Genomic DNA, 13,232 nt, shown 5'->3' with positions numbered 1-13,232 from the left:
GTTCCTTAAGCGTTGGCCGGCTTAGCCGAAGCGCCGCCGTTGTTGATGGCCCAGTTGGCGTTGGTCTTGATGCCGCCAAGGGGGAAGAAGTGTACATTGGTGATGTTGAAATCCGGGTTCGCCGCTTTGTATTCGGCCAGCTCGGTGATCACATCGTTCGGCTCATAAGGCAGCAGCAGCTTGGAGACATCCATGGCGCGCTTTTGCAGAACTTTCAGCGACGGGCCAACGCCACAGGCGATGGCGAACTTGATCAGGGTCTGCAACTTGGCAGGGCCTGCGATACCGATATGAACCGGGATGTCGATCCCCGCCTCTTTCAGGCCGTTCGCCCATTCGATGATCGGCTTTGCGTCGAATGCGAACTGCGTGGCCAGCGCCATCTCGGCGTCGGTGGTTTCGCTGAATTTCTGCTTCCAGCGCAGCGCGTCGTCGACATTCTTGGTCGAGCCGTCTGGGTCGATATCCTTGTTGCCTTCGGGGTGACCAGCAACGTGCAGGCGCTTGAAACCTGCTTTATCGAACAGGCCGGATTCCATCAGCTGCATCGAGCTGTCGAAATCACCATGGGGCTTGGCGACACCACCGGCCAGCAGAAGCGCCTGATCAACGCCCGCTTCGCCCTGATACATCGAGATCCAGTTCTCCAGCGTCGCGGCATCCTTGATGATACGCGCCGGGAAGTGCGGCATGACCGGGTAACCTTCGGCGGCGATGCGCTTAGCGGTTTTCACCATGTCTTCGATCGGAGTGCCCTCGATATGGGCGATGTAGACACGGGTGCCTTCGGGTAGCAGCGCGCGGAAATCTTCGACCTTTTCGGCGGTCCGGGGCATTACCTCGATCGAGTAGCCCTGCAGAAAGGCTTCGACGGTCGGATTTACAGGGCCGTTTTCGGCGGCATCACGTTTCTTGAAGTTCAGCAAAGCCATTGCGGCCTCCCATATAGATTTCGGGCTCATGCCCAACCGTCATTCGCGATCAGTGCTTTGATGCGGTCCTGATCGTATTCCGTTTCCAGACGCACAGCCTGCGCTTCGGCAATCTCGGACGGGTCGCCCTCAACCGCGAAAGGCTCGGCTTTACGCCATTCGGCCAGGTAGGCATCACTGTCCTTGGCATTCACCTTCATTGCGGCGCGGTCGATGGCCTGTTCAAACCGTTCTTCCAACTGCCGCTTTGCGCCACGACGGCCTTTGCCGACGATGACCTGAGCGGGAATGTCGCGCCAGTACACGATGGTGACGTCAGGCATAGCTGTGATTCCTCCTAACCAATGGGGCGGTTCTAAACGTCTATATTGGGCTAAGGAGGTCGGTTTTCGACACCCAGCGCCTTCCAAGCGACCTTTTTGCCTATGACGGTGTACAGTCGTTTTAGCCGGGTTTCACAGAAAACCAGATATCAAAACTTTCAACGCTTGTATGAGGATGGCTCAACACAAGCAAAAACCCCGGGCGGGAATACCGTCCAGGGCTTATTTTTTAGGGCGTTTTTGGCCTTAGCCGACCAAACCACCATCGTCGCGCGTGACCGCGATGATGGCCGAGCGCGGCACGGCATCGCCGCCTTCGGGCCAGTGGCTGTTGCCGTCCTCACCGGGGTGCTGGACGCCCACAAACATGGTGCGGCGATCCGGCGACCAGCTGAGGCCGGTGATCTCGCACTCATTCGGGCCGACCAGGAAGCGGCGAATTTCGCCGGTGACCGGGTCACCTGCCAGCATCTGGTTGTTGCCCTGACCTTCGAAATCACCTTCGTTGCCATAGTTGCCATCAGTCTGGATCCACAGCAGACCGTTGCTGTCGAATTTCAGACCATCAGGCGAGTTGAACATGTTCTCGGCATTGACGTTGTCCGACCCGCCATAGGCGTCCTGATGGACATTCGGGTTACCCGCCAGCACATACAGATCCCAGGCAAAGCCGGGCGCGGTATGATCGCCGCCTTCGGGACGCCAGCGCACGATCTGGCCATAATTGTTGGCCTCGCGCGGGTTCGGACCGTTGACCGAGGTGTCATCCCCACCGGCATTCGGCTTGACGCCCCGGTTCTTGTTGTTGGTCAGACAGCAATAGACCTCGGCTACGTTCGGGTTGGCAGCTACCCATTCCGGGCGGTCCATGGTGGTCGCGCCGACAGCAGACGCACCCTGACGGGTGTGGATGCTGATTTCAGCCTGCGAGGCCAATCCGGTTGTCTCGGGCGTTAGGTCCAGCCATTCACCGGTGCCGTCATCGTTGAACTTGGCAACCGACAGCGTGCCGTTTTCCAGCAGCGCGTTGGTATCGACGCCCGCCGCATAGACACCGTCCGAGACGAAACGGTACAGGAACTCGCCGCGCTCATCATCGCCCATATAGACGACAACGCGACCGTCATTATTGACCACAGACTCGGCATTTTCATGCTTGAAACGGCCCAGGGCGGTCAGCTTGCGCGGGGTCGAGGTCGGGTCGGTAGGGTCGATCTCAACCACGTAACCGGCGCGGTTTGGTTCATTGGGGTTCTTCGAGACGTCAAAACGGTCGTCGATCTTGGCCCAGCCATAACCCCAATCCTTGGAAGAGACGCCGTAGCGCTTCAGCTCTGCGCTGACTTCGTGGGCTTCGTCTTCTGCCGAGAAGTAGCCGTTAAAGTTCTCTTCACAGGCCAGATAGGTGCCCCAAGGCGTCAAGCCGTTGCCGCAGTTGTTCCACGTCCCCTTTGAGGTCGTGCCGGTTGGATCAGCGGCGGTTTTCATCAGGTCATGGCCCGCAGCCGGTCCGGTGATGGTCATGTCGGTCTGCGGCGTGATGCGGCGGTTATACGGGCTGTCCTTGACGATGCCCCACTTGCCGTCGGTATTGGCAATCTCGACCACCGTCACACCATGGGCCATCATGCCCTTTGCGACATCGTCGTCCGAGGCCGCCTTGGCGTCCGGATTGTTACCCCACAGGATGTCACGGTTGGTGTATTCGTTGTTCACGACCAACAGAACGTGACCGTCATGGAAGAAAACGTCCTGACCGTCGGTGTTGTCGCCAAAGGCGCGCTCCTGACTGGCGGCGGTGCCACGGGTCGCAGGATCGAATTCCGGCGCGTCGGACCACAGCGGGTCCCCCCAGCGCACCATGACTTCGGCCTTGTAGCCTGCGGGCACGACCACCTCATCGGCAGTCGAGACGGGAATCGCCTCGAACGAGAACCGATCAGCTGACGCGCGCGCGCCTGTGGGCAGAAGCGAGCCGCCTACTGCGGTAAAGCTGCCCATGGCCAAAACGCCCCCCAGAAAGCCACGTCGCGACAAGGCGCGCTCGACCACGCGGTCGAATTCACATTCCTCGGGGCGCGGATTTACGACTTCGTCAAATTCATCGAAGGACAGGGTGCGCTCATCTTTCATGGCAGTCTCCGTATCTGGCTGTAAGCTTGTAGAGAATCCCGAAATGGGGATCGGCACGGGAATTGCATTTCAGTATGAACGCTGTGTGACACTCACGTTAAATTCAAAATTGAAATCACTTGCGCGTCGGCGAGACCCCGCCTAGGGTCAACTTAACTCGAAAATCGGAGGGCGTTACGAATGGCGCCCAAGCGTCCCAAAGGTGCGGGCGCGTTCCCGAAGGCGGTCGAAAGCCCCGCGCCGGCAAGACCCGATCCAGATGCACTCTATGCGGCGTTGGATCTGGGGACAAATAGCTGCCGCATGTTGATAGCCCAACCCAAGGGGAGCGGGTTCCATGTGGTCGACAGTTTTTCCAAATCCGTGCAGTTGGGCGCGGGGTTGGAACGCACGGGACGACTGTCCCGGGCGTCGATGTCGCGCACTGTTCAAGCGCTGCGGATCTGCCAGCAAAAGCTGAAGCGCAACAAGGTCAAACGGATGCGCCTGGTCGCAACCGAGGCCTGTCGGCGCGCCAAGAACTCACGTGATTTCATCCGGCAGGTGCGGCGCGAAACCGGCCTGAACCTTGAGATCATCCAGCCCGAGGAAGAGGCCCGTCTGGCAGTCATCTCCTGCGCGCCACTGGTGTCGACCAAGACCGAGCAGTTGCTGGTCGTCGATATCGGCGGCGGCTCGACCGAGCTGGTGTGGATCGACATCTCGTCTGTGCCGCGCCGCGATCGGCCAGCTGCAATCATGCGTCTGCATAACGGGTTTCACACCGCCGACAGCCCCTTTCCAGCCGCCAAGGTCGTGGACTGGATCAGCGTCCCACTGGGCGTTGCAACCCTGCGCGACCAGTTTCATGACGTTGAGGATGACTCGGCTCGGTTTGCGTTGATGAGCTGGTTTTTCGAGGAAAACCTTGCTGATTTCGCCCCCTACAAGGACGAACAGACCCGAGCGGGATTTCAGATCGTCGGCACCAGCGGCACGGTGACAACCGTTGCGGCGTCGCATTTGGGCCTGAAGCGCTATGACCGGACCAAGGTGGACGGTTTGCGCATGACCAGCGATCAGATTGACAAAGTTATACGCGGGTATTTAGAACTCGGCCCTCACGGGCGACGCCGGGACCCTCGGATTGGGGATGACCGGCAGGCCCTGATCATGTCCGGCTCGGCCATTTTGCAAGCCCTTTTGCGTTGCTGGCCCACCGACCGCCTTTCCGTGGCGGACCGGGGGCTGCGTGAAGGACTGCTTTATGCGCAGATGAGCGCGGACGGCGTATTGGAAGACGGACCGTTTTGATGGCGAAGACACCGAGTGGAAAAAACACCTCAGGCCGTGGACAGCGCGACCTGAAGGTCAAGGTGAAGACGGCGCGTGGGCGCAAGCTCAGCTCGACCCGGTGGCTCGAGCGGCAGTTGAACGACCCCTACGTCAAGCGCGCGACTGCCGAAGGGTATCGTGGGCGCGCTGCGTTCAAGATCCTGGAACTGGACGACAAATTCCGCTTTCTGGTCCCCGGCGCGCGCGTCGTCGATCTGGGTTGTGCGCCCGGTGGCTGGCTGCAGGTTGCGGTCAAGCGGGTGAATGCACTGGGTGAGAAAAGCGGCAAGCGTATCGGCACCGTTCTGGGTGTTGACCTGCAAGAAGTTGAACCGGTTGCAGGCGCGACGGCCCATGTGCTGGATTTCATGGAAGATGACGCCGACCTCAAGGTCAAAGAGTGGCTGGGCGGCAAGGCCGACGTTGTGATGTCGGACATGGCCGCCGCGTCCTCGGGTCACAAGCAGACCGACCATTTGCGGATCATGGCCTTGTGCGAAACCGCCGCTTACTTTGCTTTTGATGTGCTGGAGGATGGCGGCACCTTTGTGGCCAAGGTTTTGGCAGGTGGCGCCGAGGGCGACTTGCAAAAGCTGCTCAAGCAGAAGTTTGAGAAAGTCGCAAACGTCAAACCGCCTGCATCGCGTTCGGACAGTTCCGAGAAATTCGTGGTTGCGACCGGGTTCCGTGGCGGCGCCTAGTCCTCGGGCGCGATCTGACCGGCCAGCCGCTGTTCGCGTAACGACGCGGCTGCGATGCCTTGCAGCATCAGCCCCTCACCATGGTTCAGGTCAACCGGCTTGCGGTTCCGAAGTTCCGCGATCCGTTGATCCAATGAGACCTGCCTGCCCCGTGAGGCAGGATGTTTCAAAACATGTTCCGACATGTGACACCTTTTACGACCCGTTGGCCTGACACCCTCAGACACAGGTCTACGTGTGAAATCTGCCGGGATGATGGCGCGAAACGGGCACGCAAGGGCCGTTCTTATGGCCCGAGTTGGCGGGACAGCTCTTGCAGGTTTGGATCATTGGGAATGCGCTGCAAGCCTTCCTGCACGACCTCACGCGCGGCCTGCGGCCCGCGATTGATCTGCGCCAGTTGCACCAGCATCGGCCAGGCTTCCGAACGCTGAGGGTCGAGGGTCACGACCTCGCGAAAGGCGCGCTCGGCGGCGGGTGCGTTGCGAAAGGTCAGCGCCATTCCGCCTAGCACCATATGGGTTTCAGGGAAATCCAGACGGTTTGAGATAGCCCCTTGCCACTCGGCGGCGGCTTGCCCTGCCAAAACCCGCTGTTCCTCGGTCATCGCCTCGGGCGGAATTGTCAGGACCTCTTTCGCAGCCGAAATCCGAACGTTGCGCAGCGGGTCTGAGAGCAGCGGCTCCAACCGTTGCACCTGATCGCGGGGTGAGGCCTGACGTTGCAAAGTCACGGCGTTGGCCCGAACAAGCGGGTCAGCATCTGTCAGCAAATCCGCCGTGGCGTCGGCCACCTGACGGGAGCCGAAGGGTTGCAACAGATACGCCGCTGTCGCGCGCACGATCCCGGCCTGAGACGGATCGGTGGCAATCGCCAGCAGCCCTTCGGGATTGTCCGCCTGCCCCGCCATTGCCGGAGCGAACACCGAACCGAAATGCGGGCCGCGATGGGTTGAGTCCGGAAACCAGCCCTCGATTTGCGCCGCGGCCCATGGCTGGTCCTTGTCTGTGTGGCAATCAGTACAGGCGTCCTGACCAAGACCCAGATCAGGGCGCGGCACACGGAAACTGTGATCCCGCCGACCGTCAACGCCCATATAGACACGCTCGATCATGTGGCACGTCTTGCATTGCGCGCCTGTGCTATCTTCGGGGTGGTGATGATGATCAGGGGTGTCATACTCCTTGCGAGACAGGGTCGGGAAATCCGGATTACCCGCCGGTGAATGGCATTGCGTGCAGACCCCATTGCCCTCCGCCCTCAGCTTCGCGCTATGGGGTTCGTGGCAGTTCATGCAGCCCACGCCCTGCGCGTACATCTTGGATTGTAGGAAGGACCCGTAAACATAAACCTCATCCAGAATCTGACCGTCGGGGTGATAGGCCCCCGGTCGCAGAAGCGCGAGATTGTAGGCGTCGTGATAAGACGTTCCGGGCAGAGGGTTGCCCTGCTCATGCGCCTCGCGACGGGAATGGCACCCTGCGCATTGCTGAATTTCCGCCTCGGTCTGGCCTTTGCCCCATGACATCGCGAAGCCGGCCTCGCCTACCCCTTCGGGCAATATACGGCCATTGACCCAGTCGATATGCGCCGAACCGGGGCCGTGGCAGGCCTCACACCCGACGCCGATCTCAGCTTGGCTAGACTGGTAGCTGCGGGTTTGCGCGTCGTAGTTCTTTTCAAATCCCGTTGCGTGGCATTCGGCGCACCGGGCGTTCCAGTTTTTGTAAGGCCCAGTCCAGTGCAGCCCGTCATCAGGGGGCAAATCCTGATCCGGATAGAGGTGAAACCAGCGTTTGTTTTCCGTGTCCCAGACCACATCAAAACTCTGCAGTCGGCCGGGATCGGTTTCGAACAGGTATTGCTGCAAGGGTTCAATACCGACGACCGAGTGGACGTCATATTCGGTCATCACACCGTCTTTTTCGGTGACCTGAGCGGTTGGGACCTCGCCGCTATGGTCGAACAGGACCGACATACCGCCATGCTCAAAGCCGGTGCCATCAAAATCGGCAACCATCTTCCCTGCCCCAACCTCGGTCCAGGCCAGCGCGTGGTGAGAGTTTGCCCAGGCCTCGGCCTCATCCACGTGACAGTCACTGCATTGATCAGACCCGACATATGACTGCGCGTTGGCGGCCCTGGCCAATGCAACAAAGAGCAAAACCCACCTCATGCCGGAGCGCTTTCTTCGTCGCGCTGTATATCCATCAGAGCGCCGTTATACTCCGCACCGAGGATCAGTATCGCCGCGCACAGATACAGGAAAATCAACGCCGCCATCGCCCCCGCCAACCCGGCATAGGTTGCGCTGTAGCTGGCGAACTGGCCGATATAGATGGAAAACCCCCACCCTCCTGCCCCCAGCAGAACGAGTGTCAGAACAACGCCGGGCAAGATCTGCGTCACCCGATGGCGACCGGTCGGCAGGATCAGATGCGCCAGCAGGATCGTGCCCGCCGGAACCGCAATCGTGAAGGTCCAGCGCAGCCGGTCCACCGACAACCAGTTCGAGACATCTACATCCGTATGCTCGGACACAAGCTGTGTATAAACGGGCAAGACAACCTCGACCGCGGCGATGATCAGGATCGCAGCGCCGCCCAGAATGACCAAGCCAATGCACAGCAGCCGCGTTTTCCAGAATGGCCAGCTGTCCTGATCATGATAGGCCTGATTCATCGCCGCCCGAACCGCAGCCACTCCGTTGGAAGCGAAATAGACCGCCAACAGACCTCCGATGGTGATCACGCCCGAGCTAGAGCTTTGCAACACCGCGCGCAGTTCGGAGACGATCGGTTCAGCCACATCTTGTGGCCACGCGCCGAAAATCAACTCGATCAATTCGTCGTTCACATAGCCTTGAGACAAGGCGCCCGCCAGCGCCACGGTGAACAGAACAAAGGGAAAAAGCGCCATCATCATCGACATGGCGACATGGCTGCTCATGACAAAGCCGTTCTTCTCGCCAAAGCGCCGAACGGCCAGGAAAAGCGCCTTTATCAAACGGCTTGATATGGGATTCGCAGCACTGGACATACAGAACTCTACCCTGCGCACCTTACAGGTAGAAGCCACCCAAGCGGAAAATCAATCATATAAATAATTGAGCGCATTGCATAAACTCTTTGCCCTGTGCAGGATCGTATCAAGTACTATGGCTCAATCAGGTTTGCACATGCCTCTGGACCCGAACACCACCACGGATGTACCCCGCGCCACACTGCCTGTGGTGCGTGATACCTGTATTGTCGCTACCCTTTTGGTTTTGGGGCTATACGCCGGGGCTGCGTTCCTGATCCCACTGACCATGGCCCTTCTGGTCAACGTCCTGATTATCGCGCTGAGTGACCGGATCGCCGCCCTGACGCGTGTCCCCGTTTGGCTCGCCAACATCGCGGGTGTCACCGTCGTTCTGGCTGGCCTTTTCATGATTATGTATATCCTCGGTAGTCAGGCCACACAGTTCGCCCGCACCGTCGGCACCTATGAGGAGCAATTCGACAATGCCGTGAACCGCGTCGCCGGATTGGTCGGCAGCGACGTGACGCGTTTTATCCGGGATAATCTGGTCAGCATCGACATGTCCTATGTCGCCCGCATCCTACTGGGCAGCGCGACATCGTTGCTGAACCAGTTCTTCCTGATCAGCCTCTATGTTGCGTTTCTGATGGCCGAGCGTCTGGCGTTTCGAAAGAAAATCCAGATGGCCGCCGGCAACCCTCAAACTGGTCGAGAATTCGCGGCCATGCTGGATGCGATATCGATCAGTCTGCAACGCTATGTTGGTGTCAAAACCCTGATCAGCCTAATCACGGCTGGCATCAGCTACAGCATTTTTCGTTTGCTGGGCCTTGAATATGCCGAGACTTGGGCCGTGCTGACCTTTGCGCTGAACTTCATCCCCTCAATCGGGTCGATCATTGCCGTCATCTTCCCTGCGATGATCGCCCTGGTACAATTCGAAAGCATCGCGCCGTTTCTGATCGTGGTACTGGGCTGCGGTACCATTCAGTTCCTGATCGGCAATTTCCTCGATCCGGCGTTGCTGGGCCGTTCGCTGAACATGTCGACTTTTCTGGTCATACTGGCCTTGATGTTCTGGACCACCGTATGGGGCTTGATCGGAGCCTTCCTGAGCGTTCCCCTAACTGTCTGTATCCTGATCGTCTTCAGCCATATCCCCGCGCTGAGGCCCGTCGCGATCCTGATGTCTCTGGATGGCAGGCTTGGGGATGACAGTAACGACGCGGTTTCCAGCTGATTCCGGCGACGCGCGAAAACAATCAAATATAAGGAAGTCGGAATTCCTGTTGGTCTGCGTGGTATCGCGCTGATAACATGTTCTCATTACTTGAAAATCCCGAATCCGGGTCCCTGCAGGTACTAGGCTGCACGGCCTGCCTTTCGGGCCGGAACGGGATATTTTTATGAGCGCACTCAATCAGATCATGGATCTCAGATCCCGCATGGCGCAGTCGATCATTGGACAGACCGAGGTGATTGATCGCCTTTTGATCGGTCTTCTGGCCAACGGCAACCTACTGATCGAAGGACTTCCGGGTCTGGCAAAAACGCGCGCGGTCAAGGCCATGGCCAAGAACATGGACGCTCAGTTCAGCCGCATTCAGTTTACGCCGGACCTGCTGCCCTCGGACGTGACAGGGACCGAGATCTACCAACAGACGGATAAAGGCAGCGAATTCAAATTCGAACCTGGCCCCATCTTTGCCAACATCGTCCTCGCCGACGAAATCAACCGCGCGCCCGCAAAGGTGCAGGCCGCTCTGCTTGAGGCGATGGAAGAACGTCAGGTCACCGTGTCCGGCACCACCCATAAGATGGAGCCGCTATTCATCGTCATGGCCACCCAAAACCCGATCGAGCAAGAGGGCACCTACCCTCTGCCCGAGGCGCAGATGGACCGGTTTCTGATGCATGTGCAGATCACCTACCCTCCGGTCGAGGATGAGGTTGAGGTTATCCGTCTGGTGCGTGGTGAAGATATAGCCGCAGGCGAAGATGCCCCTAAGGAACGTCCGCCAGCGATCCGGCAAGACGCCATCTTTGACGCCCGTTCTGAGATCGGACAGATTCACGTTTCGGATGCGATGGACCGCTACATGGCCGATATCGTGCAGGCCACCCGCACGCCCGAAGCGCTCAGCCCCGAATTGGCCAGTTGGATCGAGATCGGCGCCAGTCCTCGTGCCTCGCTTGCCTTGGACAAATGCGGGCGCACGCATGCGTGGATGAACGAACGCGACTATGTCGACCCCGCCGATATCCGCGCCATTGCCCATGACGTGCTGCGCCATCGCGTGACTCTCAGTTTCGAGGCGCAAGGTTCCGGCAAATCCGCAGATGACGTGATCGCCGAGTTGTTGCGTTTGGTTGCTTTGCCCTGAACCTTAAGGATACCGGCCGCATGAGTCAGACTGCGCCATATTCCAAAGACCCGCGCATCCATGTGGATGCCGACCAGCTTGTGCGTCTTGGCCCCTGCGCCCGAGCGCTCAGCCTGTTGCCCCGTCAACCCGCGCGGTCGATCCTGAATGGCCGGCATGCCTCGCGACTGCGCGGGCGTGGCCTGAATTTTGAAGAACTGCGCGGCTATCTTCCCGGTGACGACATCCGGACCATCGACTGGAAGGTTACCGCCCGAACCGGAGACCCCCATGTGAGGGTCTATACCGAGGAACGCGACCGCCCGGCCCTGTTGCTGGTCGATCAGCGTGTTTCGATGTTCTTTGGAACCGTCGCCTACATGAAATCCGTCATCGCCGCCGAGGCCGCAGCGATTGCAGCGCATCGCGTGTTGGGTCAGGGAGACCGCGTAGGCGGCCTCGTCTTCAGCGATACCAGCGTGGCCGAACATCGCCCTCAACGCCGCGCAACCGCCCTGACGCGACTGTTGTCTTCCATAGCGGCGGCCAACTCTGGCCTGCATGCGGGCCTGACGCCAGAACCGACCCTATCTTTGAACGATATGCTGACCGAGGCCGCGCGTGTCTGCCAAACCAGCGGGTTGATCTGCCTGTTCTCGGACTGCGACGGGCTGGATGACCGATCGGAAGCCCTGCTCCGCCGTCTTGCCGTGTCGAACGATCTGATTGTGTTCAACGTCACCGATCCGACATCGCGCAGCTTGGCACCTGACCTCAAACTGACCGTCTCTGACGGGGACGCGCAGATCGAAATCGACAGCTCCGATCCAGAGCTTTCCGCGAAAATCCGCGCCTCCATGGAGGACCGTCTTTCGCAGCTCAACAAATGGTCGCGCCGGTACGGGTTCCCTGTGGTTCCCTTGACGACCTCGGAACCGGCGCTGGACCAGTTGCTGCGCTTGTTCGGACATGGCGGAGCACGGCGATGAGCATCGACACCACCGGAAAATCTCTGGTCGACTTGCTGAACATGCTCGAACCCGCGCCCGAACCTTCGCCCATTTCTATGACGCCTCAGACATGGGGATGGGCTGCTTTGGCAATCCTGCTGCTGATCGTCTTATTCGCCGCGTTCTCGGTAGTTCACAAACACAGACGCGCAAACGCCTATCGACGTGCTGCTCTGGCAGAGCTGTCGGTGCCAGACATCCCTTCTGCAAAGATCGCCGAGGTGCTGCGGCGGACGGCTTTGGCCGCATACCCGAGGGACCAGGTCGCAGGTCTATATGGTGAGGATTGGATTACGTTTCTGAACCAATCCTCTGATATACATACATTAAATCAAGAGTTAAGTCATGCGTTGACCGAAGCGCCATACAAGGCGACACCTTCGAACGAAGACCTGAGGCAAATGGCCCGGCATTGGGTCAAGTCTCATAAACCGTATCGGAGCGCATGATGTTTTCCTTCGCTGCTCCCTGGGTCTTTCTCCTGCTGCCGTTGCCCGCAGCCGTGTATTTCCTCGCCCCACCTCGGCGTGAGAAGACGGCCTCCGTCCGCATTCCCTTTTTTCGCCGAGTCGCGCAAGCCGCTGGTGTTGAACCAAAATCCGGCTCCGTGATCCGAAAGCGCGCCAGACTGCAAACAGCCAGTATCATCACTATCTGGGTGCTTCTGGTTTTGGCCCTCGCCAGACCGGAGCGTTTGGGCGAGCCAATTGTGATCGAGAAATCCGCGCGGGATGTTGTTCTTGCCTTGGATATCTCAGGCTCGATGGATCAGCGCGACTTTCAGACTGAATCTGGCGCGCCTATGCAACGGCTGGATGCCGTCAAAGGCGTTTTGAAACAGTTCATTGCCGAGCGCGATGGCGACCGGATGGCCTTGATTATCTTTGGAACCCGCGCATTCATTCAAGCCCCGTTCACCGAAGACCTCAATAGTTTGAATGGGTTCCTGGATCAAACTCAAGTCGGTATGGCCGGTCCAAACACGGCGCTTGGCGATGCGATCGGCTTGGGAATTCGCACATTCGAGTCAAGCGAAGTCGACCAGCGCCTGATGATCGTTCTCAGCGATGGCGCCGATACCTCAAGCCGCATGACGCCGGTAAACGCCTCAGCCATTGCTGCCGAGAAAAACGTGGTCATCTACACGATTGGCGTCGGAGACCCGAACGCCTCTGGCGAAGATCGCGTCGACCTGCAGGCCCTGCAAGACATAGCCGACCGGACGGGCGGAGAGTATTTCTTTGCCGACGATACAACAGCTTTGGCGCAAACCTACGCCCGCATTGATGAGTTGAACCCACGAACCGTCGAAACCCAAAGCTATCGACCCCGTCAAAGCCTGTCTCATATTCCTTTGCTGCTGGCGCTGATGGCCATTCTGATTAGCACAGCCGGGTTCCATTTCTCCCACCGAAAAAAGGGAGTGAGCTGA

13 protein-coding genes are annotated in these 13,232 nt (G+C 59.0%); 7 read left to right on the top strand and 6 right to left on the bottom strand.

The genetic code is table 11. The annotated features are described in order from the left end of the window. Positions 1-5: 5 nt before the first annotated feature. From ACP15L_RS00615 to ACP15L_RS00605, 3 genes are all read right to left on the bottom strand, one after another. The gene (locus ACP15L_RS00615) at positions 6-932 is read right to left on the bottom strand and encodes a methylenetetrahydrofolate reductase (RefSeq protein WP_425082759.1); all 927 of its coding nucleotides are present in this window, start codon (positions 930-932) and stop codon (positions 6-8) included. A 26-nt stretch (positions 933-958) separates the two neighbouring features. Beyond that, positions 959-1,255 (bottom strand): virulence factor, encoded by a 297-nt coding sequence (locus ACP15L_RS00610; RefSeq protein ID WP_170373668.1) that lies wholly within the window; start codon positions 1,253-1,255, stop codon positions 959-961. A gap of 246 nt (positions 1,256-1,501) precedes the next feature. After that, positions 1,502-3,388 (bottom strand): PhoX family protein, encoded by a 1,887-nt coding sequence (locus ACP15L_RS00605; protein WP_425082758.1) that lies wholly within the window; start codon positions 3,386-3,388, stop codon positions 1,502-1,504. A gap of 180 nt (positions 3,389-3,568) precedes the next feature. On the opposite strand from ACP15L_RS00605, the gene ACP15L_RS00600 reads away from it, so the two are divergent. Both ACP15L_RS00600 and ACP15L_RS00595 read left to right on the top strand, forming a co-directional pair. Then, positions 3,569-4,681, top strand: coding sequence for a Ppx/GppA phosphatase family protein (locus tag ACP15L_RS00600; protein WP_170373666.1), 1,113 nt, complete (start codon positions 3,569-3,571; stop codon positions 4,679-4,681). Continuing rightward, complete coding sequence (locus ACP15L_RS00595) at positions 4,681-5,403, top strand: RlmE family RNA methyltransferase (protein WP_170659518.1); 723 nt, start codon at positions 4,681-4,683, stop codon at positions 5,401-5,403. Before ACP15L_RS00600 ends, ACP15L_RS00595 begins: the two co-directional genes overlap by 1 nt. Here the strand turns inward: ACP15L_RS00595 and ACP15L_RS00590 are convergent. From ACP15L_RS00590 to ACP15L_RS00580, 3 genes are all read right to left on the bottom strand, one after another. Continuing rightward, on the bottom strand, positions 5,400-5,588 hold the full coding sequence (locus ACP15L_RS00590) for a hypothetical protein (protein ID WP_425082757.1): 189 nt from the start codon (positions 5,586-5,588) through the stop codon (positions 5,400-5,402). The two genes, ACP15L_RS00595 and ACP15L_RS00590, sit on opposite strands and share 4 nt — an antisense overlap. A 101-nt stretch (positions 5,589-5,689) precedes the next feature. Further along, positions 5,690-7,579 carry a cytochrome c3 family protein gene (locus tag ACP15L_RS00585; RefSeq protein ID WP_425082756.1) on the bottom strand — a complete coding sequence of 630 codons (1,890 nt, stop codon included), beginning with the start codon at positions 7,577-7,579 and terminating at the stop codon, positions 5,690-5,692. Then, complete coding sequence (locus ACP15L_RS00580) at positions 7,576-8,442, bottom strand: YihY/virulence factor BrkB family protein (protein ID WP_425082755.1); 867 nt, start codon at positions 8,440-8,442, stop codon at positions 7,576-7,578. Before ACP15L_RS00580 ends, ACP15L_RS00585 begins: the two co-directional genes overlap by 4 nt. 139 nt (positions 8,443-8,581) lie before the next feature. Here ACP15L_RS00580 and ACP15L_RS00575 point away from each other — a divergent pair, with 139 nt between their 5' ends. The 5 genes from ACP15L_RS00575 to ACP15L_RS00555 all read left to right on the top strand — a co-directional run bounded on the left by ACP15L_RS00575 (position 8,582) and on the right by ACP15L_RS00555 (position 13,232). Beyond that, a complete protein-coding gene (locus ACP15L_RS00575; RefSeq protein ID WP_425082754.1) occupies positions 8,582-9,667 on the top strand; it encodes an AI-2E family transporter in 1,086 nt (361 codons plus the stop codon). 166 nt (positions 9,668-9,833) lie between these two features. Then, positions 9,834-10,811, top strand: coding sequence for an AAA family ATPase (locus ACP15L_RS00570; RefSeq protein ID WP_425082753.1), 978 nt, complete (start codon positions 9,834-9,836; stop codon positions 10,809-10,811). A gap of 20 nt (positions 10,812-10,831) precedes the next feature. Beyond that, on the top strand, positions 10,832-11,779 hold the full coding sequence (locus tag ACP15L_RS00565) for a DUF58 domain-containing protein (RefSeq protein WP_425082752.1): 948 nt from the start codon (positions 10,832-10,834) through the stop codon (positions 11,777-11,779). Continuing rightward, positions 11,776-12,249 carry a DUF4381 domain-containing protein gene (locus tag ACP15L_RS00560; RefSeq protein ID WP_425082751.1) on the top strand — a complete coding sequence of 158 codons (474 nt, stop codon included), beginning with the start codon at positions 11,776-11,778 and terminating at the stop codon, positions 12,247-12,249. Before ACP15L_RS00565 ends, ACP15L_RS00560 begins: the two co-directional genes overlap by 4 nt. Beyond that, positions 12,249-13,232: a vWA domain-containing protein gene (locus tag ACP15L_RS00555; RefSeq protein WP_425082750.1), complete on the top strand. Its 984-nt coding sequence runs from the start codon at positions 12,249-12,251 to the stop codon at positions 13,230-13,232. The genes ACP15L_RS00560 and ACP15L_RS00555 overlap by 1 nt, the downstream gene beginning before the upstream one ends.

The sequence above is a fragment of the Ruegeria profundi genome, from assembly GCF_049800715.1.
Taxonomy (GTDB): Bacteria; Pseudomonadota; Alphaproteobacteria; order Rhodobacterales; family Rhodobacteraceae; genus Ruegeria; species Ruegeria profundi_A.
This window is presented reverse-complemented; position numbering and strand designations above follow the sequence as displayed.

Coding starts and splice junctions, on each gene's coding strand:
- ACP15L_RS00615 (WP_425082759.1), bottom strand. CDS start 932: ATGGCTTTGCTGAACTTCAAGAAACGTGATGCCGCCGAAAACGGCCCT.
- ACP15L_RS00610 (WP_170373668.1), bottom strand. CDS start 1,255: ATGCCTGACGTCACCATCGTGTACTGGCGCGACATTCCCGCTCAGGTC.
- ACP15L_RS00605 (WP_425082758.1), bottom strand. CDS start 3,388: ATGAAAGATGAGCGCACCCTGTCCTTCGATGAATTTGACGAAGTCGTA.
- ACP15L_RS00600 (WP_170373666.1), top strand. CDS start 3,569: ATGGCGCCCAAGCGTCCCAAAGGTGCGGGCGCGTTCCCGAAGGCGGTC.
- ACP15L_RS00595 (WP_170659518.1), top strand. CDS start 4,681: ATGGCGAAGACACCGAGTGGAAAAAACACCTCAGGCCGTGGACAGCGC.
- ACP15L_RS00590 (WP_425082757.1), bottom strand. CDS start 5,588: ATGTCGGAACATGTTTTGAAACATCCTGCCTCACGGGGCAGGCAGGTC.
- ACP15L_RS00585 (WP_425082756.1), bottom strand. CDS start 7,579: ATGAGGTGGGTTTTGCTCTTTGTTGCATTGGCCAGGGCCGCCAACGCG.
- ACP15L_RS00580 (WP_425082755.1), bottom strand. CDS start 8,442: ATGTCCAGTGCTGCGAATCCCATATCAAGCCGTTTGATAAAGGCGCTT.
- ACP15L_RS00575 (WP_425082754.1), top strand. CDS start 8,582: ATGCCTCTGGACCCGAACACCACCACGGATGTACCCCGCGCCACACTG.
- ACP15L_RS00570 (WP_425082753.1), top strand. CDS start 9,834: ATGAGCGCACTCAATCAGATCATGGATCTCAGATCCCGCATGGCGCAG.
- ACP15L_RS00565 (WP_425082752.1), top strand. CDS start 10,832: ATGAGTCAGACTGCGCCATATTCCAAAGACCCGCGCATCCATGTGGAT.
- ACP15L_RS00560 (WP_425082751.1), top strand. CDS start 11,776: ATGAGCATCGACACCACCGGAAAATCTCTGGTCGACTTGCTGAACATG.
- ACP15L_RS00555 (WP_425082750.1), top strand. CDS start 12,249: ATGTTTTCCTTCGCTGCTCCCTGGGTCTTTCTCCTGCTGCCGTTGCCC.